At 39.5% G+C, this 20,204-nt stretch carries 15 protein-coding genes and 1 pseudogene; all 16 read left to right on the top strand.

What is annotated here, in order from left to right; genetic code table 11:
- The first annotated feature begins 12 nt into the window (after positions 1-12).
- The 16 genes and pseudogenes from H540_RS29535 to H540_RS0111040 all read left to right on the top strand — a co-directional run bounded on the left by H540_RS29535 (position 13) and on the right by H540_RS0111040 (position 20,141).
- The gene (locus H540_RS29535; protein ID WP_051317074.1) at positions 13-795 is read left to right on the top strand and encodes a 4'-phosphopantetheinyl transferase family protein; all 783 of its coding nucleotides are present in this window, start codon (positions 13-15) and stop codon (positions 793-795) included.
- A 44-nt stretch (positions 796-839) separates the two neighbouring features.
- Positions 840-2,609 carry a fatty acyl-AMP ligase gene (locus H540_RS0111105; RefSeq protein ID WP_028400711.1) on the top strand — a complete coding sequence of 590 codons (1,770 nt, stop codon included), beginning with the start codon at positions 840-842 and terminating at the stop codon, positions 2,607-2,609.
- Complete coding sequence (locus tag H540_RS0111100) at positions 2,609-7,426, top strand: type I polyketide synthase (protein WP_051317073.1); 4,818 nt, start codon at positions 2,609-2,611, stop codon at positions 7,424-7,426. The genes H540_RS0111105 and H540_RS0111100 overlap by 1 nt, the downstream gene beginning before the upstream one ends.
- A gap of 110 nt (positions 7,427-7,536) precedes the next feature.
- Positions 7,537-8,490 (top strand): NAD-dependent epimerase/dehydratase family protein, encoded by a 954-nt coding sequence (locus tag H540_RS0111095; protein ID WP_028400709.1) that lies wholly within the window; start codon positions 7,537-7,539, stop codon positions 8,488-8,490.
- Positions 8,491-8,866: 376 nt separating this feature from the next.
- On the top strand, positions 8,867-10,183 hold the full coding sequence (locus H540_RS0111090) for a 2-hydroxycarboxylate transporter family protein (RefSeq protein WP_028400708.1): 1,317 nt from the start codon (positions 8,867-8,869) through the stop codon (positions 10,181-10,183).
- A 904-nt stretch (positions 10,184-11,087) separates the two neighbouring features.
- Entirely contained in the window at positions 11,088-11,345 is a 258-nt protein-coding gene (locus H540_RS0111085) for an HPr family phosphocarrier protein (RefSeq protein ID WP_028400707.1), read from the top strand.
- 52 nt (positions 11,346-11,397) lie between these two features.
- A pseudogene (locus tag H540_RS35545) lies at positions 11,398-11,694 on the top strand (hypothetical protein); the annotation flags it as partial.
- 521 nt (positions 11,695-12,215) lie between these two features.
- Positions 12,216-13,100 carry a LysR family transcriptional regulator gene (locus tag H540_RS0111080; RefSeq protein WP_028400706.1) on the top strand — a complete coding sequence of 295 codons (885 nt, stop codon included), beginning with the start codon at positions 12,216-12,218 and terminating at the stop codon, positions 13,098-13,100.
- 301 nt (positions 13,101-13,401) lie between these two features.
- On the top strand, positions 13,402-13,665 hold the full coding sequence (locus H540_RS0111075; protein WP_028400705.1) for a hypothetical protein: 264 nt from the start codon (positions 13,402-13,404) through the stop codon (positions 13,663-13,665).
- A 40-nt stretch (positions 13,666-13,705) separates the two neighbouring features.
- Positions 13,706-13,915 carry an alpha/beta-type small acid-soluble spore protein gene (locus tag H540_RS0111070; RefSeq protein ID WP_425388106.1) on the top strand — a complete coding sequence of 70 codons (210 nt, stop codon included), beginning with the start codon at positions 13,706-13,708 and terminating at the stop codon, positions 13,913-13,915.
- Positions 13,916-14,484: 569 nt separating this feature from the next.
- Complete coding sequence (locus H540_RS0111065; RefSeq protein WP_028400703.1) at positions 14,485-15,087, top strand: hypothetical protein; 603 nt, start codon at positions 14,485-14,487, stop codon at positions 15,085-15,087.
- Positions 15,088-15,624: 537 nt separating this feature from the next.
- On the top strand, positions 15,625-17,193 hold the full coding sequence (locus H540_RS0111060; RefSeq protein ID WP_028400702.1) for a spore germination protein: 1,569 nt from the start codon (positions 15,625-15,627) through the stop codon (positions 17,191-17,193).
- A gap of 33 nt (positions 17,194-17,226) precedes the next feature.
- Complete coding sequence (locus H540_RS0111055) at positions 17,227-18,441, top strand: Ger(x)C family spore germination protein (protein WP_028400701.1); 1,215 nt, start codon at positions 17,227-17,229, stop codon at positions 18,439-18,441.
- Positions 18,438-18,668 carry a hypothetical protein gene (locus tag H540_RS0111050; protein WP_028400700.1) on the top strand — a complete coding sequence of 77 codons (231 nt, stop codon included), beginning with the start codon at positions 18,438-18,440 and terminating at the stop codon, positions 18,666-18,668. Before H540_RS0111055 ends, H540_RS0111050 begins: the two co-directional genes overlap by 4 nt.
- Before the next feature lie 69 nt (positions 18,669-18,737).
- Positions 18,738-19,007 carry a GerAB/ArcD/ProY family transporter gene (locus tag H540_RS0111045; protein WP_028400699.1) on the top strand — a complete coding sequence of 90 codons (270 nt, stop codon included), beginning with the start codon at positions 18,738-18,740 and terminating at the stop codon, positions 19,005-19,007.
- Positions 19,008-19,034: 27 nt separating this feature from the next.
- The gene (locus H540_RS0111040; protein WP_028400698.1) at positions 19,035-20,141 is read left to right on the top strand and encodes a GerAB/ArcD/ProY family transporter; all 1,107 of its coding nucleotides are present in this window, start codon (positions 19,035-19,037) and stop codon (positions 20,139-20,141) included.
- The last annotated feature ends 63 nt before the right edge of the window (positions 20,142-20,204 follow it).

Raw genomic sequence — 20,204 nt, 5'->3', positions numbered from 1 at the left:
AAGGGGAAGACTATGGGTGAATTGATCCACTGGAAGGAACCTACTGGCATCCTGATTTTGCCAAGTGGGGAAATCCATGTATGGCGAGCTAAACTTGACTGTCATCCATCGGTGGTTCGGTTGTTATCGGGTGAATTATCAAGAGATGAGTGGTGTAGAGCAAGTAACTTTTATTTAGAAAAGGATCGATCACGTTTCATTGTTTGCCGTGGAATACTGCGAAGGATTTTAGCCCTATACTTAAGGGCACAGCCGGATCAATTAAAATTTGATAACGGACAATACGGTAAGCCTACGTTAGCATGTCCCAATCAAGATATTAAATTTAATTTGTCGCATTCGAAAGGGTTAGCCTTATACGCTGTTTGTGTGAAACGGGATATTGGCGTTGATCTGGAATCGATTCGCGAAATTACTAATGCCACAAGAATTGCTAAACAAGTTTTTACACTCAAGCAGCAGCAAGAGTATTTTTCCGAAAAGGGAATGGAAAGAATAAAGGCTTTTTTTCGGATTTGGACGCAAATTGAATCGTACGTCAAAGCCGTTGGCAGTGGATTAGCTGAATTCCTAGATAATCAAGATGTTTTAACCATGCATCCATTAAACAATGGCAGGAATATTTACAACTATGAGGAATGCTTCACCTTTTCTACAAGTATAGACATGAATTATATGACCTCAATTTGCGTTCATAACAGCGACTGCTATCCACTTAAGTTTCAGTGGTTTGAAGCAAATTGCTTATGCAGAGACTCTATTAAAGAACAGCGCTGTTTTCATTTTGGAAAATAACTATTCAAAAATAAATTTATAATTCTGGGGCAGAGGGTGGTCAAGTGATTGATACGTATACAAATTCATCTTCACTAGTTTCATTGTTGCGTCATAAAGCGGAGGAACTTGGGGAAAGAACGGTTTTTACGTTTTTGGATTTTGATAAAAATACACAATCATTTCTCACTTTTGCGGAGTTAGATCGTAGTGCAAAAGCAATCGCATCGGCTATCCAAGGAACGGCCATTAAAGGGGAACGGGCAATTCTAATGTTTCATTCGGGATTGGATTATATAAAGGCGTTTTTCGGGTGCTTATATGCTGGGGTGATCGCTGTTCCTGTGTATCCTCCGGGGCAAAGTCGTCATGCGCTACGTTTGCGATCTATTTTTGAGAATTCAAGTCCATCCATTGCCTTAACGACTTCCGATATTTATTTTAATATTAAAAATTTTATAAATGATTTTCCGATTAGGGAACATAATTGGATTTATACAGATGCTATTGACCCTAATCTTTCAAATAGTTGGATGAACCCTAATGTTAGAGAAGATTATGTCGCCTTTCTGCAGTACACCTCTGGTTCAACGGGTAACCCCAAAGGCGTGATGGTAACACATAAAAATATTCTTAGTAATGAGCAACTTATCCAAAATGCGTTTGAAATCACTTCTGATTCTGTAATTGTTGGATGGCTGCCGCTTTACCATGACATGGGTCTTATAGGGAACGTACTGGCAACTATTTACTCAGGTGCCCATTGTGTTCTTATGTCACCGCTAGATTTTCTTCAGCGTCCAATTCGCTGGTTACAAACGATCCATGAGTACAAAGCTACAATAAGTGGAGGGCCAAATTTTGCATACGATTTATGTGTTAGAAAAATTGGTCCGGAATTGAAACAGTCCTTAGATTTGCGTACGTGGGGTTTAGCCTTTAACGGAGCGGAGCCTATCCGATTTGAAACTATGGACCGTTTTAGCAAGAGTTTTGAATGTTGTGGTTTTCGAAGAGAAAGTTTTTATCCCTGCTATGGTCTGGCTGAGTCAGCGCTGTTCGTCACCGGGGGACTAAAGTCTAAGGATGTATCGGTCGATTTGTTGGATCGAAGAGCACTGGAACAAGGAAATGCATTACCGATAAGTAATGAAGATGATAGCGCTGTTAAGATCGTTAATTGCGGCACAAGTGGTGTGGATCATACTGTGAAAATTGTAAACCCAGAAACAGGTGTAGTATGTTCATCGAATATGATCGGCGAGATTTGGATTAATGGTGCCAGTGTAGCGAGTGGATATTGGAATAATCCTGAGGCAACTGATTCAGTATTCCAGGCACGTTTGAGTGATGCTGGTGAGGAGTTTTATCTTCGTACGGGAGACTTAGGTTATATGACAGAATCTAACGAATTGTTCGTAACGGGCAGAATCAAGGATCTCATTATCATTCGTGGGAGAAATTATTATCCTCAAGATATTGAATTAACTGTGGAAAATAGTCATCCTGCCATCCGACCGGGGTGTAGCGCCGCATTTACAATAGACACAAATGAACAAGAACGTCTTATTATCGTTGCTGAGTTAGAGCGTCGATACCGCCCGCGAAATCAAAATTCTTCAGATACACAAAAAAGTGATGAGGAACAAAAAATGCTTCGGGAAATTGTTAGCGTAATCCGTCGAGCGATAGCTGATGAACATTCCCTCCAAGTATATAAGGTTCTTTTTATTAAAACCGGTTCTATACCTAAAACCTCTAGTGGGAAAATTCAACGCAGTGCTTGTCGAATAGACTATTTATCAGAGACTCTAGAAATCTGGGGGGAAAGTTAATGAACTTTCATACAATCGCAGATGAGAAAGTTAGAAACGATAAAGTAGTTACGGAAGACGCTATTCGTGATTGGTTGATATCGGAGATCTCCACTAGGTTAGAGATTTTAAAAGAAGAAATTGATCTAGAGGAACCTTTTGTAAACTTCGGGTTGGATTCCGCTGAAGCTGTCGTTCTGTCCGGTGATTTAAGTGAATGGCTTGATCAAAAACTCTCTCCTACAATCGTGTGGGATTATCCAACTATTGAATCCTTGTCTCGGTATCTTGTGGAAAATTCGCATAAGCAGTTTACAAATGCTTTCAGTGCTGCCTCATCAGAGGAACCGATAGCTATTGTCGGATTAGCGTCCCGTTTTCCGGGTGCTAGTAATGAAACGGAGTTTTGGAATCTCCTCAAAAAAGGAATTGATGCGATTTCAGAAATTCCTCGGGATCGTTGGGACAACGAAGTTTTCTATGATAAAGATTTGGATGCCCCTGGAAAAATGACTACGAAATGGGGCGGTTTCATTAAAGACATTGATTGTTTCGATGCCAGTTTCTTTAATATAACCCCCAGGGAAGCAGATTGTATGGATCCTCAACAGAGAATCTTATTAGAAGTTGCTTGGGAGGCGATAGAAAATTCCGGGTATTCTCCTAGTGAACTTGCCAAAAGCCTGACTGGTGTTTTTATAGGAATCAGCACAAATGATTACTCGCGTTTACAAATAGCGAATTCTTCAGATGTAGATGCTTACACGGCTATTGGCAACGCTACAAATATGGCTGCCAATCGTCTATCTTATTTCTTTGATTTCAAAGGGCCGAGTGTTGCCGTAGATACTGCTTGTTCGTCGTCATTAGTTGCTGTTCATTTATCATGCCAAAGCTTACGAAATGGCGAGTGCAATATAGCTCTCGTTGGCGGGGCAAATGTAATACTATCCCCAGAAGTCTCCGTTTCCTTTTCTAAAGCTCGTATGATGTCTCCTGTTGGCAGGTGTAAGACGTTTGATGATAAAGCTGATGGATATGTACGTGGTGAAGGGGCCGGAGTGCTGGTCCTTAAACGCTTATCTGATGCATTGAAAGATGGAGATACTATACTCTCTGTTATTAGAGGATCTGCGGTTAATCAAGACGGTAAGAGTAATGGGATCACTGCTCCCAATGGAAAATCTCAAGAAATTGTAATTCAGCAAGCATTAAAGAATGCCGGTGTGGAGCCATCCAAAATAAGTTACGTAGAGGCTCATGGAACGGGAACTCCTTTAGGTGATCCAATTGAAATGGAAGCACTCAAAAATGTACTAATACAAGGACGATCAACAAATCAACCATGTGCTATTGGATCAGTAAAGACTAATATTGGTCATTTGGAAGCCGCTGCAGGAATTGCCGGGCTAATCAAAGTTGTATTATCGTTAACAAACGAAGAAATCCCGCCACATTTACATTTTGAAAAATTGAATCCACACATTTCATTGGCGGACAGCAAACTATTTATTCCTACGTCACTCCAACGATGGCCTTCCGGAAAAATTCGCCGATTTGCGGGGGTAAGTTCCTTTGGTTTCGGTGGAACGAATGCTCACGTTGTTCTAGAAGAGGCACCAACCCAAACAGAGGAACGTGACACAAAAGATAAGGCAAGTTTTGATATTGTTACACTTTCAGCACGTAATGAAGTTGCCTTACAGAAGTTAGCCAGTCGATACAACAAATATTTACTAGATAACTCAAAGTATTGTTTGTCTGATATCAGCTATACCGCAAATGTAGGGCGGGAAGATTTTAGCCACCGAATGGCAGTGGTTGCTGATTCAACGGTGAATCTCAGGGAACAGATTGGTCAATTTCTATCTGGAAAACCAGTCGACGGATTAAGGTGCGGTAAAGTCGATTCTAAACATCCAGCTAAGATAGCTTTTCTTTTTACCGGGCAAGGATCTCAGTATCATGCAATGGGACGTCAACTTTATCATACTCAATTGACTTTCCGACATGCACTAGATAAATGCAATGAAATCCTTAGAGATATACTTCCAGTATCCTTACTGTCCCTATTGTTCGATTCCAATTATGAAGATTTGTTAAATCAAACAATGTATTCACAGCCAGCATTATTTTCACTCGAATATTCCTTGTTTGAAATGTGGAAGACATGGGGGATAATGCCGGACGCTGTTTTGGGACATAGTGTAGGGGAGTATGTAGCTGCTTGTATATCCGGGGTATATAGTCTAGAGGATGGGTTGAAGCTCATTGCAGAACGCGGACGCCTTATGCAAGCATTACCAAGGAACGGGATGATGGCGGTCGTGCGAGCTGACATTACGAAAGTAAGCGGTGTGATCGGACAGTATCAAAACTCAATTTCCATTGCAGCCATTAATGGTCCAACAAATGTGGTTATTTCGGGAAATGCTAATTTGATTGAACAAGCCATCAGAGAGTTGGAGAATGAGGGTATCACGTGTAAACCATTAAATGTATCACACGCATTTCACTCGCACCTAATGAACCCAATCCTTGATAAGTTTCAAGCAGCAGCTGAAAGTATACAGTTTGGAAACCCCAAGATTCCGCTAGTATCTAACCAAGATGGACGTATACTAAGCTCCAACGATTCTATGGGAAGTGAGTATTGGACCCGGCATATTGTCGAACCAGTAAACTTTATGGCAGGTGTTCATACCTTAATGAATCAGGGGATTACATGTTTTGTTGAACTAGGCCCTAATCCAGTGTTGATCAATATGGCTAGGCAGATTAGAAATGACGATTCCTGCGCATGGCTATCATCGCTAAACCATAATGCTGATGACTGGAAAGTAGTGTTGAGTACACTTGGTAAGTTATATACACTCGGGATGAAAATTAATTGGGAATCTTTTTATTCAAATGACATACGCCGGTTTCGCATACCATTACCCACTTACCCATTCGATAAAACTCGTCACTGGTTCACATCTAAGGCATTAATGGGCAAGATCAATCATTCATCCTCGAATGAATTCTTATGGACATCAACAAATGTTTCCAATAAGGAAGAGAGTGAGGTTATTTCAGATAACATGAATACAATACAGAGTGATCTAATTGCTATTTTAAAAAATCAAAGCCAGGTTTTAGTTGAACAGAGTAAGGCGTTGATGGAACGTAATAACTCAATCAATTCAACCACCCCATACAATGTGCACGAGGAAACAAGGCTAGAAGAAAGACAAAACTTTCCTTCAACTTCAAATTATATAAGGCTAAAAGTTCCACAAGAACCAAGTAGTAAAGGAAATGAAAATATAACATCGGTGTTAAACATTATTTCTAAAATCAGTGGATATCCTGTATCAGAACTACATCTTGATCAATCCCTTGTTAACGAACTTGGTTTCGATTCGTTAATGCTTGTACAATTGCGAAATGATCTTGCTTCCAAGTTCCCCCATGTAACCTATGATTTTGAGCATTTTATCGGTGAAATTACAATTAAGGGAATCATTGATCTTTTAGACGATGATTCTACGGTTGCCGCTGTGCAAAAGGCCACTAATCATATTGATGAGCCTGCAACAGACAATATATCAAAAGAATCGACACCAATACCGGCCAACAAAATCCCAGAAGAGAACTACCGTATTGAACTTTTCCCAGAGTATCTTCATTTAGAACAGCGTCTAAAGATGTCAGAGTCAATAAATCCGTATTTCGCTATACGTGATGGAGTTAATAAAGATGTAATAACTATGAATGAACGACAAGTTATTAATTTTTCGAGTTACAACTATTTGGGATTGTCCGGTGACTCAATAGTTTCTCGCGCAGCAATAAATGCGATTGAGAGATACGGAACGTCTGTATCTGCCAGTCGATTGCTGTCAGGGGAAATACCTTTACATCATGAATTGGAGCAGGAACTGGCGGATTTTATCGGCGTAGAATCGTCGATCGTTTATTCCGCCGGGCATGCGACGAATGTCACAACTATCGGACATATTGTGGGTCCTGGGGACTTAATTCTACACGACGAATTGTGCCACAATAGCATCATTCAGGGCTGTATCTTGTCTGGAGCTCAAAGACGACCATTTCCTCATAATGATTGGATGAGTGTGGATAAGTTACTGAATAAATTGCGAAGTCAATATAAAAGGGTCTTAATCATTATTGAGGGAATTTATAGTATGGACGGTGATATTCCCGAATTACTAGCCTTCCTTGAAGTTAAAACGAAACACAAAGCACTATTATTTATTGACGAGGCTCACTCAATTGGCGTTTTAGGCGCTACTGGAAAAGGCATTTGTGAACATTTCGATATTGACCCGAGCCACGTCGATATCCTAATGGGTTCAATCAGTAAGTCGTTTGCGAGTTGTGGTGGCTATATTGCGGGTAGTAAACAATTAATTCAGTATCTAAAATACACCGCTCCTGGTTTTATATTTAGTGCTGGAATTACACCAGCCAATACAGCTGCAGCTCTTGCCGCTTTAAGGGTAATCTGCTCTGAACCAGAAAGGATTAGCAAATTGAACCAGATGTCCAATTTATTTGCAAAACTCGCTCGCGAACATGGTCTTGACATAGGTTTGCATGATAATACACCAGTAATTCCTGTCATTTTAGGAGATTCCGAAAAATGTTTGAGGGTTACAGAAGCGTTGCTTAAGCAGGGAATAAATGTTTATCCGATTGTATATCCTGCAGTACCAGAACATGCTGCAAGACTACGTTTCTTTGTAACGTCTAACCACACCGAAGAACAGATCAAATTCGCCGTAAACGTTACAGCAAAAGAACTCAATATCCTTACAGGTCAACTGGTTTAATATTGAAATTATTACTTAAACTTGTGGGGGCGATGTACTTCCTGTTATCAAAGCACACCGCCTCCACACATTGATTTGTTGATTATTTGACAAGGAGGTTGAATTATAACATGACGCATATTGTTTTTGGAGCTGCAGGTGCGCTAGGCTCCGCTATTGTTCGCGCATTAGTTACCGATAACAAGACAGTTCGAGCTATAGTTAGAAATGCAAAGAATATCAAGCAGAACTTTCCGGATTCAGTTGAAATATGCGAACTAGACGCATTGAATCAACGTGATGTCATAGAAGCTTGTCGGGAGGCTTCAATCATATACCATTGTATCAATGTTCCCTATCACAGATGGGCAGAAGTAATGCCCGTTGTTACTGAAAATATCCTAGCTGGTGCAATGCTCACTAATGCTTGTGTAGTCTTTCCGGGAAATGTATACGGCTATGGTCCACTACAAACAATTCCAGCCGTAGAAACCCACCCGTTAGCGGCGAAAAGTCGTAAAGGTGAGCTACGTAATCAGTTAGAATCGCGTTTGATGAACGCACATCGAGAGGGAGCGGTTCAAGTCGTTATACCCCGTTTTCCAGATTATTATGGACCTAACGTGACAAATAAGTTATTTGGTCCGATTTTTCATGCAGCGCTATCTGGAAAGAAAGCACTATGGCCGGGAAGATTGGATATGCCTCATTCACTTGTATATATTGATGACGCCGCCCAAGCTTGTATTCAATTAGGGGAAGAAGAACGAGCTTACGGTAAAACATGGCATGTTTCAGGGCCTAATCCGGTTACAGGGGAGCAGTTCATGAAGATGGTATACAGAGCTTCAGGGGAGCGAGCTAACTATGGAAAAATAGGAAAGGGGCTCTTAAGGTTAGTTGGAATTGGCAGCCCTGAAGCACGTGAACTAATAGAGCTAATGTACGAATTTGAAGAACCATTAGTCCTCGACGGTGAGAGATTCAGGGGCTTATTTCCGTCATTCACGTTCACTTCTCACGAGGAGGCAATTCAAAAAACTCTTCAATGGTTTCAAAATAGGTCGGTGGGGAGTTTTAGGTGATAGTAAATTATTTTGCCATGGAAAAAAATACAATGGATTTAGCGGGACGGTTATACCGTCCTTTTTTATTTTGGTGTTAAAGTAGAGAATTTTGTCATACCTTTGCCATCTAATAGTAGAGAAATACAAAAGTATTAGGTGCAGAGAAGAAAAGCGAAGATATTTGAATTGCACAAGCATTCTTTACGAACATAAAAATTCTTAATTTTATAAGGTGTTTATACTATCTGTAAAGGTCTGCCCTTCGAACGCCACTTACTTATTTAAATTTTAAAGACGTTTACAAAAGTTAAATAAACTATAGATATGGTGGAACACTATCTATTATAAGGATAATAAAGCTAGGTGGTGCTGTAATGTGGCGAACACAAGTAAATTGAAGCCGATTTCATCGGCGGATCATGAGGGAAACTTTTTCATTAGGATTGGGAAAATAAAGGTAGGGGTAATTCCATTGCCGCTTTACATTGCGTTAGCAATAATTGTTTATGCGGCTTCTGTATACAATCAGCTTCCTGCCGATATGATTGGCGGTTTTGCTGTTATTATGGTAATGGGAATTCTTCTTGGTGATATCGGACTAAAAGTTCCGATATTAAGAGATATTGGAGGCCCAGCTATTTTATCACTACTTGTTCCATCGATTATGGTGTTTTTCCACTTGATGAATCCAGCTGTTTTGAAAGCAGTTACGAACTTGATGAAAACATCTAACTTTCTTTATTTGTATATCTCTGTTCTGGTGGTAGGCAGTATACTTGGGATGAATAGAAAGGTGTTAATACAAGGTTTCATTCGTATGTTTGTTCCTCTTGTTGTTGGAACAATTGCATCGAGTATCGTAGGATCTTTAATCGGCTTGCTGTTTGGATACGGCATCAAGCATACATTCTTTTACATCGTTGTTCCTATTATTGGAGGGGGGATTGGAGAAGGGATTTTACCTCTTTCGCTGTCTTACTCTGAAATTTTGCACAAACCTGCGGGAATATTTGTTGGTCAATTGATTCCAGCTGCTGTTATTGGAAATACAGTAGCTATCATTATGGCAGGATTACTGAAACGTCTAGGTGAAAAACGGCCAGAGCTTACTGGAAATGGTGTTTTAGTGAAGACTGGAGATGACAAAGAAGTCCTAGAAGCAAAAAACATCGAAAAACCAATTGACTTCAGTCTTATGGGAGCTGGACTTTTAATTGCTTGCAGCTTTTTTGTTTTCGGGAATGTCGCTCATAAATTTATCGGCATTCCAGGAGCTATTATCATGATTTTTACTGCAGCCATCGTTAAATACGCAAAATTTATGCCAACCAAAATGGAGCAAGGTGCTTACCATTTATACAGATTTATTTCAACAAGCCTTACATGGCCTTTAATGGTAGGATTAGGAATGCTTTATATTCCTTTAAAAGATGTTGTTAAAATCATTACTCTTGGATATGTCGTAATCTGTGCAGCAGTAGTGATTACGATGATTACTTCCGGCTATTTTGTAGGAAAATGGATGAAGATGTATCCTGTGGACTCCGCAATTGTCACTGGCTGTCACAGCGGTCTCGGGGGAACGGGAGATGTTGCTATTCTTTCCGCTTCCAATCGTATGTCATTGATGCCGTTCGCCCAAATCTCAACAAGAATCGGCGGCGCATCTACTATCATATTGGCTGCATTATTAATGAAATTACTCAGTTAGAGTTTTTAAATTCAGACAAGACGGAAATAGACCTATATACAAGTGAATAAAAAACCTTTTATAGTGGTGAGAGATCATCCGGCGACGTGCAGAAGCGGTCAAACCTTTGTAGTGGTTCATGAAAGGGTAAACCAGAAGCATACCATACTCTCTTTTGGTTGCACATCGCACATGGATAGGTCGAAATTATCATTCACTCATATATAGTTCCTGCTTATTTATTCTATAAATTATTAAATATTAGTAGTTCTAAAACTCCAGCCATATAACTGGAGTTTTATATTGAAAAGATTTAGACTGTCTTTGTTAATTATATGAATGCCACTAAAAAAATCGACATAAAAACTTTTCTTTTAGGGGGTAAGCGTAGAAGCGGTCAACCCCTTTTCGTGGCCCATGCAGGGAGAGAGAGGGAGTGAGCGCAGTTTCCCTTTTGTTCTACGTGACAAACGATAGATATGTCGAAATAACAAAGTGGACTTATATAATAAACGCCACACCTACTCTTTATAACCTAGTAAAGTATGTTTTTGATGTTTACGGATAAAACTATTAGTTTTATATGAGAATGAAACTGTTTATACTGGAAATGCGTTTTTTTTTGCACTTTCGTATTACCATAAGCAGATTTTGATCAAAATTTCACAAAGTGTTCAAATATACGTGTAAACGTTTCCTGATTTCTGATATAATAAAAGTACATGAACCGATATCTTAAGGCAATCTATTCATTACTTTCTTTAGCTACTAATAAGAAGTGTCAGGGTATGAGCTTACCCTTGTCAAATAGAATATGTTAAAAAGAAGGATTCGCAACATTTTAAGCAGCCAAGGATTTTTGTATCAGAACCAATAAAAGCAACTATATGCTGTAAATAATCTGTAAAAGGGAGAGTGACTGTTAATGAAGGAAAAAAAGCTTATCGTTCATCTTCAACATGGTCTTCAGGCTCGAATTGCTACTGAATTTGTACAAAAAGCATCATCTTTTAACAGCGAGATAACCATCATTAAAAACGGAAGATCGGTAGTCGCTAAAAGTATTATGGGAGTTATGGCCATGGCCATTAGAAAGGGAGAAGAAATTACACTAATTGCAAACGGAATCGATGAGCAAGGGGCCATTGGGGCCTTAGAAGGTTTTCTGTCGAACAAGAGATAACGATTATTAATATAGTAATTATCGTTTGAAATGGGATATATTATTTTACGTCTTTTTCAAGAAAACCTTGGTTACTTGCTATTCTACAACTCCACGTATGATTACGGTTGATAAGAACTCAGCTTATCCTGTAGCCATTCAAGAGTTAAAAGAATGGTATCGAAGCTATGCATATGGTTAAAAAAGATCAACCTCATTTTGGGCAAAGTCTGTCCAAAATGAGGTTGAATTCATTCATAAGTTGTTTCTTAATCCCCAAGTTTACAGGATATTGCTGTTCTATGTTTCTAGTGAATTATTTTTGCACCAGAATCACAAAATGGATCATCTCCTTACAACTCTTCTTTAGATGCATTTCTCGTAAAGTTGTCATATATCCCTACCTTTATGTAATTTAAAAAATATCTTTGTAGTAAATATTAGAACCCTATTTTAAACGCTATAAATGGTTATCTTTTCCACTTGAAATCATACACAAGATAGGGAATCTGAGATATGTAATATCCTATATCGTACTATATATGAGTGAATGATAAATTTGACATTTTCATGTGCTATGTGCAACCAAAAGGGAATATGGTATGCTTCTTCTCTCTGGTTTACCCTTGCATGAACCCCTACAAAGGTTTGACCGCTTCTGCATGTCGCCGGATCATCTCTCCCCACTATAAACGGTTTTTTTATTCACTTGTATATAGTACTAACTATCATAATTCTTCTAATTTCTACTGTTGAATGATCTTTAGTTTAGAGAATTAATTTTGAATTGCTTACGGATAAGGATAATGTAATAATAGAAATAAATAAAATGCTAGAAAATTATAATTACCTATAAAAAATATTTATATCGCATAGATAGGGGGGGAAATAATGGATTACCGTGATTGGGAAATATTGAAAGTTCTCTATGTTCAAAAAAATCTTACGAAAGCAGCCAAGCTTTTGTTTATTACTCAACCTGCATTAACCAATCGTTTAAAGCATATACAGAAAGAGCTAGGTGTTCAAATAGTAACCCGTGAAAGCAGAGGAATTCATTTTACCCCGCAAGGAGAATATCTTGTCCATTGTGCTGAGGAAGCCCTTGCTCATTATCAAAAAATAAAAGAGAATGTCCTCAATATGAGCAATAACATAAGTAATGAAGTTGTAGGTACTTTGAAATTGGGTGTATCCAATTTTTTTGCGAATTATAAACTTCCTTATATTTTGAAATTATTTAAAATGCAGTACCCTCATGTGGAGTTTAAAGTGATTACAGGATGGAGCAGAGACGTATCTCAGCTCATACACAATAAAGATGTTCATGTCAGCTTTGTTCGGGGAGACTATGGTTGGAGGGGATTATCGAAACATCTATTATTTGAAGAAACAATATGCATTACGTCAAAGGAAGAGATTGATATTACTAATCTCCCTCATCTTCCAAGAATCGATTATAGAGGGGATTACTTATTAAAATCATTAATTGATAATTGGTGGGCCGAAAACTATACGCAAGCGCCCTTTATCAGTATAGAAGTCGACCAAGTTGATACTTGTAAGGAAATGGTTATCAATGGGTTAGGCTATGGCATTTTGTCCAGCAGGGTACTTACCGGGATAGAAGACTTACATAAAATTGACTTAACTGATCAAAAAGGGAATCCTATATTGCGAAGAACGTGGATGTATTATCATAAGGAATCTCTAGAATGGAATGTCGTCAAGGCATTCGTACATTTTATAGAGAGCTTGGATTGGAAAGACAATTAAAAAATTTAATAGAGATATAGTATAAAAGAACGATTTCTGAACGGCGCGCAATGCATCTCTGTAAATCGTTCTTTTTTCATTTAGGCAGAAGAGCTTTCAATACAATTTTACTCTCGAGAGATATTCAAATAATTAATAACTAGTTATAAGGGATAAGTATTTTTTTTAATGGGGATTTCATGATACGATTTTTAACAAGAAGAATTTACTTATATAAGGACCATGCATTATAAAAAAGAGATGAACTGAAAAAAATGGTATCTCTATAGGTACTGAGTAACATTAGAGGAGGAAATGAGAGATGGCTGTAGAGGTCGTATGTCAAGATATTAATGAAGCAGAGGTACATTTAGGTGATATCGTAGAATGGCAAGGAGAGTTATGGAAAATGTGTTACGGGGAACGGTCACATTCTTGGCTTTATGACCCATGGGAAGAGGAAAAAGACAATAGCTCCTTTTTGGGGTATTACCTGCAACGAATTAGTGATGGTCTAGAAACAACTATTCATATCCCTACTGTTCAAGTAGCGCTTGTGCACGCTGAAAAGTCTGTAGCAGTATAAAAAAGCCTGAGACCATGTCTCAGGCTTTTTAGGAATTACAATTAAGAAATCAATTCAACTTGGTCGTAATCAAGCGCTTATCTCAGGTGCAGAAACAGCACTTGACCAAATGAAGCGGGAAATCGAACGAGAGTTTGGTATGCAACTTGGACCAGAAGCAACAGCTCGTGCCAATGGTTCTGTAGGCGGAGAAATTACGAAGCGGATTGTTGCAATGGCTGAGCAACAATTAGGTGGATTCAAACACTAGAAAATGAATAAAACAGCTTTAAAAGGACGGTTATGCCGTCCTTTTATTATTTTGATGTAAAGTAGAGAATTTTGTCATACTGTTACCGCCTATATATAGACAGGTTTTGTGGAAACATAGTTTGTCGTATCGTATTCGGGAGACGAGATTTGTGAAAATCTCTCGTTTCTCTGGGCTAATCCAAGCGATTGGCTAAGAGAAGCTAGGGGAACTTTGCTTGACTTCATTCCACCCTCTTTATTTGCGGTTCATATTTGTGGGCGGTTTCACTATCATCAGAAAGCGTTATTATCGTGGAATGAGAGAGGAGAAAAGGAAGTTGTTTCTTTCTGTCGAAGTTTGGGGGTGAGGAGGGACAAGTAGGGTTGATAATATGGTTCCAGAATTAGGGATGGATATTATTAGGGCTGTGGGTGTTTGTAAGGGGTCTAGTTTAATGGAATAGATTCAGTTGTTGTTTAATTTACATTCTTGATGAAGCCTGTCACAATAATAGTTTTTTCATGCGACTATAAAAATAATATAATTAATCAGTTTAAAAAAGAATAACGTTTAGGAGTGAGAAAACAATGTCAACTAATTTCAGACTTCTTGGCGGTTATACATCAATCATTTCGGGTATTTTACTTATTCTGGCTCACACACTAAATCTCGGTGGAGAAAAAGACTTTGGAACGGTATTAGGTGAAACCCTTGTATTAATAGCCCATTTGCTTCTCGTCTTTGTATTTTTTGGGTTATTTGAAGTGCAAGGTGGACGAAATGGCATTTTGGGATTACTCGGTATGATAATTGGAGTTATTGGCACAATTCTGGTTGTCGCAATTGTATATGTGGAAATTGCAGGTGCGTCAGGGGCTAAAGTAGATTCCGTCTTTACTTCGGACGTGCCAAGTATCATTCATTCTTTTGGGCCGTTGCTTTTTGTAGCAGGTATGATCCTTTTTGGAATTTCAGTGGTTCATGAAAAAGTTCTTCCGCGTGGTGGCGGGTATCTTTTGATCATTGGAACATTAATTTTTGTTGCAGGCAGCTTCACAGGCGAAGCACAAGCTATCATCGAGGTAATTGGAGCTGTATTTACTGGTGGAGGATTTATTTGGTTAGGATTACCAATAGTAAAGAACCAGAATGAAAAGCTCATCGATGTTAACAATTACTTGTCGAAGTAAATGTCTTTTTCCGATCACGATGCATCTTTCAAACGAACTATTGGATTTTTTTATTTTTTATATTAAGAAAAAAGAGGATAGCAACAGATGAAAAAATCTTAATTATTCAAGGGCACCCAGATCATACATTATTCTGTTCATCAGTGGCAAAATCGTACCAATATGGAGCCGATTTAGGAGGCGCTGAAGTAAGATTGGAAAAATAGAGTTTAACACGAATAATCAAGATAAATACGGACATTCTATAATAGTGTGAGATATCTAACCGTCTCACACGCATTTGCGCTAATAGGAAAAGACATTGCAGTAAACAAAAAGGCTTCATTTTCCCCTGAAGCCTTTTTGTCATGCTTAAAGTGTCTGTAAAGGTTTACCTTTACAGAATAGAGGATTTCCAATAATAAGACACTATAATGCTTTAAAGGATTGAAAAAATTCCCAATTAGATTAGGATAGGTTTGATAGATACATCACAAGATAAGGATAAGTTTCATCACGATTTTCCATATAACCTTGAACAAAAGGAAGGCGCTGTCCATGTTGTTTCGAAAAAACCGAAAAAGGTTCCATCAGCAAAAACAACTTAATACGCAACAACCGCAAGTTATTGGGCAACAAGTTCTGCTTTCTTCCGACCTGGATGAAAACCTACAGGTTCTTCGCTCCATATATCAGGATTGTTTTGATGTGATCTTCCGGACGTTTTTGATTAGCGGACAAACGAAAGCTGTTCTTGTTTATGTAGAGGGTTTATCTAATATTGAGGAGATCGATGATCATGTGCTCACCCCACTTATGTCGGAAACAGAAGGAAGGGGTCGTAGTCCACGTGAAATGTTAGAGAAAAAGATACATATTTCAAAAATGAAAGAAGTCAGGACGTTTGCAGATTGTATAGAGAATATCTCCGTCGGGCACCCCGTGCTTTTCGTACAACAAGAAGCGTGCGGACTCGCCTTAGGGTTGGCCAAATGGGAAAAGCGATCAATTGAAGAACCGACGGCAGAGAGTGTCGTGCGGGGACCACGGGAAGGCTTTGTGGAAACATTGGGAGTCAATACCTCCCTACTTCGCAGAAAGATCAAAAGTCCTGATCTCAAAATGAAATCGATAAAAATCGGGCGCTATACTGATACTTGTGTTGTGATTGCTTACATAGAAGGACTTGCGGATCAAACTCTCATTGAGGAAGTCAAAAACCGCTTACAGCGCATCGAAATAGACAGTGTATTAGAAAGTGGGTATATCGAGGAACTGATTGAAGACAATCCCTATTCGCCTTTTCCTCAACTCATCAATACGGAACGGCCTGATGTAGCCGCTGCTAATCTCCTGGAGGGGCGTGTGGTGATTCTCGTGGACGGCACTCCTTTTGTCTTAATTGCTCCGATTAGCTTTTTTTCCTTACTACAGTCGCCGGAAGACTATTACCAGCGTTACCTGATTAGTTCAGTCATCCGCTTGTTGCGCTTTGTGTTTATGGTATTTTCTCTCGTTTTGCCTTCACTCTATGTAGCGGTCCTTACCTACCATCAGGAGATGGTGCCGACGACCTTGCTGATTAGTGCGGCATCTTCACGGGAAACCGTTCCCTTTCCGGCGCTTGTAGAAGCATTAATGATGGAAATTACATTTGAAGCGCTGCGTGAAGCAGGGGTTCGGCTTCCGAAACAGGTCGGGGCTGCTGTTAGTATTGTCGGCGCTTTGGTCATCGGTCAGGCTGCCGTTCAAGCTGGCCTGGTTTCCGCTCCGATGGTCATCGTTGTTGCGATTACAGGCATTTCATCTTTTATGGTGCCGCACTATACACAAGGGATTGCGTTAAGGATGCTACGCTTTCCTATTATGTTTCTTGCCGGTTCGCTGGGTTTGCTTGGGATTATGCTTGGGGTGATTGCAATCGTCGTCCACTTATGTACGTTGCGTTCTTTTGGCGTTCCATACCTTACACCAATCGCTCCGATGAAGGGGCGTGAGTTGAAAGATGCCTTGATTCGGGCTCCATGGTGGATGATGAACACACGCCCCCATTTAACTGGCGAATTCAACCCATACCGACAGTCCCCTGGACAAAAACCGAATCCGAGCAAAGAGGATGAACAGTAGAGCAAACACATGATGAGAAGGATGTGAACAAGAATGAATCTCTTTCTATCTCAAAACATCATAAAACCGTTCCTCATTCTTCTCTTGTTTTCAGCTAGTTTCCTGCTTACCGGTTGCTGGGACAGAAGGGAAGTGAATGATACAGCGCTGGTGTTAGGGGCTGCCATTGACAAAGAAAAAGGGAAAAACATCAGGCTTACCGTTCAAATTTTGATTCCTCGGGCTGTGAGCGGCGGGCAGACGGGAGCGGGGGGAGGCGGAGGAGGAGGAGGCCCTCAGGTCTTGGTGAGATCGGCGATTGGAGAAAATATGGCAGATGCTGCATCAAAGCTCCAGACAAAATTTCCACGCAAAATCTTCTGGGGGCACTGTAAAACGTATATTTTCGGTAAAAAGCTCGCTAAAGCAGGAGACATTCATGAGCAAATTGACTTTTTACTTCGCCACCCAGAACCTCGGGAACGTGCTCATTTGTTTGTCAGTGATGGGAAAGCAGCCAATATTCTAGAATTAAAGCCACCTTTAGAGCGATACGTGGGAGAAGCGCTCCGAAAGTTATCTGAGATGCGTATTGGTGTGAATATTACAGTGAAAGATTTTGAACAGATGGTAACGGGTGATGCAGGGACGGCTCTCCTGCCTTTGATTAAAAAATTACCGCCAATGCCGGGAAACAAACAAGAAGCAACGATTGCCTATATAGTCGGGACAGCTATTTTTAAGAAAGATAAAATGGTCGGTCAAATTGATACCAAGGTAACCAGAGGACTGTTGTGGTTACGAAATGAAGTCCAAGTGACTGCGGTTACAGTACAACCGAAAAAAGGGGAATCCATATCGCTAGACCCCATTCGGCAAACGACAAAGCTCCTCCCTACCATCGAGAATGGAAAGTGGAAGATCCTGGCGAAGATCACATCGGAAGGTACGATTGTGCAAAATGGAACCCATCTTGACGTTATGAGTCCCAACATTACGAAGAAGCTAGAAAAAGACTTAGAAAAAGACATCAAACAGCGCATTAACCTGTCTCTTACACAAGTGAAGAAAGGGATGAATTTGGACGCGTTCGGTTTCGCAGATGCGTTTCACCGCAAATACCCGAAAGAATGGGAGAAAGTCAAAGATCATTGGGATGAGGCCCTTCCGCAGGTGGATGTGAAAATAGATATTAAAACGCGTATACGCCGACCTGGTTTGTCTACCACACCGGCGGGTTTGAAGGAAAAAGAGGTAGAAAAGAAATGAAATGGATAACAGTAGCAGGAATAACAGTATGTGTGGTTCTTATCGTTTTGTATGAATGGCCAAAAATGGATCGAAATCAGAAAAAGGAGAAAGCTGCCTTTGTGACCTTAACAGCAATGGGATGGCTGCTTGCCATCCTCCTTCTGTTCTTTCCAGACATGCCAGGTCCTACGCAGATGATTGAGAAGATTTTTAAACCGCTTGGTAAGATACTTGAGAAAAAGTAGGATCATGGAATATGAACAAAAGGAAGGAGCAAAGGGAATGATTGAGAAAGGGAAAATCTCATCTCTTCAATGGAATTCCATAACATACTTCCTATCATGGGGAAGGGGATTTTACCGTCTATACAAGGGGCGATTGCTGTTCAGGCATGGTTTAATGATCTTTTTTATATGTCTTTTTTTCTTCCTTTTTTAAAAGATCCAGAAAAGAGACAGAAATGGAGCATGATTTCTGTTGTGGCTATTGTACTGACCATGATGGTTACAAATTTAATTGCAATTTTTGTATTAGGCGGGACTGTTCCATATTTTGTAGATTTAAACATTTCGTGGGGAGAATAAAAGAAAAGTTGAATGAGGTAAACAAGGATGATCGAAAAAGGGAAAATTTCTGCATTCCAGATGGCATTTTTAATCGTGCCACCGATAATATCAACCGCTATTCTTAATGTTCCAATTGTCACGGGTACGTTTGCGCATCGTGATATGTGGATTTCACCAATTTTAGCGTCTCTCAACGGATTTTTTACAGCGTTTATTGTGCATCAATTACATAAAATGTATCCAAAGGAGACCATCATCCAATACAGTCAGCATATTATGGGTCGGATTCTAGGAAAAATACTTGGATTTGTCATATTGTTCTATTTTCTGTATTTATCAGGAACAATAAGTCAGCAATATGCTGGTTTCATTATTGCTACCTTTCTCCCTAAAACTCCTATGATTGTAGTTGTGGGAAGTATGATTCTTCTTTGTGCTTTCGCTATACGAGGCGGTGTGGAAGTGTTGGGAAGATCCGCTCAAATATTTGTCCCACTCTTGATACTTCCACTGCTGCTATTTGTACTGCTCATACCTCAATTCAAACCAGAAAATATGTTTCCGATTATGGAACATGGGATCATGCCTCCAATCATGGGAGCAACCGGAGCCATGGTTTGGTTCGGTGAAGTTTTTCTGATTTCTATGCTGCTTCCTTTTTTGACCGATCGTGAAAAAGGGATGAAATGGAGTATGATAGCGGTGGTTTTCAGTATGTTAATCATGGTGTATCTCGATATTATTAGCATTTTTTTGCTTGGAGAATTAGCAAGCGATTATACATATCCAGTGTTTCTTGTTTTCCGATACATTAGTGTTGCTACTTTTTTTGAAAATTTTGAGTCAGTCGTGATAGTTATTTGGGTGACAGGGGTGTTCATCAAACTTTCAGTGTTCTATTATGTACTTGTTCTAGGAACGGCTCAATGGTTACATCTATCTGATTACCGCCCCCTTATATTTCCACTCGGTTTTCTTGTGGCTTTATTCAGTATATGGGTAGCTCCTAATATGGAGGAACTGGTCAAATTCATCAGAACGATTCTCCCTTTTTATGGAACATGCATTATGACGTTCATTCCGATATTGCTGCTATTGATTGCTATCATACAGAAGAGGTGGAAAAGTAAATCATCTACCATAAAAGAATAACAAATTCCATCGTTAACTAACTATGAATAGAATATACATTAATGAACTTGAAAATAGATTTAG

Source organism: Ectobacillus panaciterrae DSM 19096 (genome assembly GCF_000430785.1).
Taxonomy (GTDB): Bacteria; Bacillota; Bacilli; order Bacillales; family Bacillaceae_G; genus Ectobacillus; species Ectobacillus panaciterrae.
The sequence above is the reverse complement of the archived record's forward strand: the minus strand, read 5'-3'. Positions and strand labels throughout refer to the sequence as shown.

What these genes read in the sequence shown, in the direction of transcription:
- H540_RS0111085 (WP_028400707.1), top strand. Translation starts at nt 11,088, where the DNA reads ATGAAGGAAAAAAAGCTTATCGTTCATCTTCAACATGGTCTTCAGGCT.
- H540_RS0111080 (WP_028400706.1), top strand. Translation starts at nt 12,216, where the DNA reads ATGGATTACCGTGATTGGGAAATATTGAAAGTTCTCTATGTTCAAAAA.
- H540_RS0111065 (WP_028400703.1), top strand. Translation starts at nt 14,485, where the DNA reads ATGTCAACTAATTTCAGACTTCTTGGCGGTTATACATCAATCATTTCG.
- H540_RS0111045 (WP_028400699.1), top strand. Translation starts at nt 18,738, where the DNA reads ATGGAATTCCATAACATACTTCCTATCATGGGGAAGGGGATTTTACCG.
- H540_RS0111100 (WP_051317073.1), top strand. Translation starts at nt 2,609, where the DNA reads ATGAACTTTCATACAATCGCAGATGAGAAAGTTAGAAACGATAAAGTA.
- H540_RS29535 (WP_051317074.1), top strand. Translation starts at nt 13, where the DNA reads ATGGGTGAATTGATCCACTGGAAGGAACCTACTGGCATCCTGATTTTG.
- H540_RS0111050 (WP_028400700.1), top strand. Translation starts at nt 18,438, where the DNA reads ATGAAATGGATAACAGTAGCAGGAATAACAGTATGTGTGGTTCTTATC.
- H540_RS0111060 (WP_028400702.1), top strand. Translation starts at nt 15,625, where the DNA reads ATGTTGTTTCGAAAAAACCGAAAAAGGTTCCATCAGCAAAAACAACTT.
- H540_RS0111040 (WP_028400698.1), top strand. Translation starts at nt 19,035, where the DNA reads ATGATCGAAAAAGGGAAAATTTCTGCATTCCAGATGGCATTTTTAATC.
- H540_RS0111055 (WP_028400701.1), top strand. Translation starts at nt 17,227, where the DNA reads ATGAATCTCTTTCTATCTCAAAACATCATAAAACCGTTCCTCATTCTT.
- H540_RS0111075 (WP_028400705.1), top strand. Translation starts at nt 13,402, where the DNA reads ATGGCTGTAGAGGTCGTATGTCAAGATATTAATGAAGCAGAGGTACAT.
- H540_RS0111095 (WP_028400709.1), top strand. Translation starts at nt 7,537, where the DNA reads ATGACGCATATTGTTTTTGGAGCTGCAGGTGCGCTAGGCTCCGCTATT.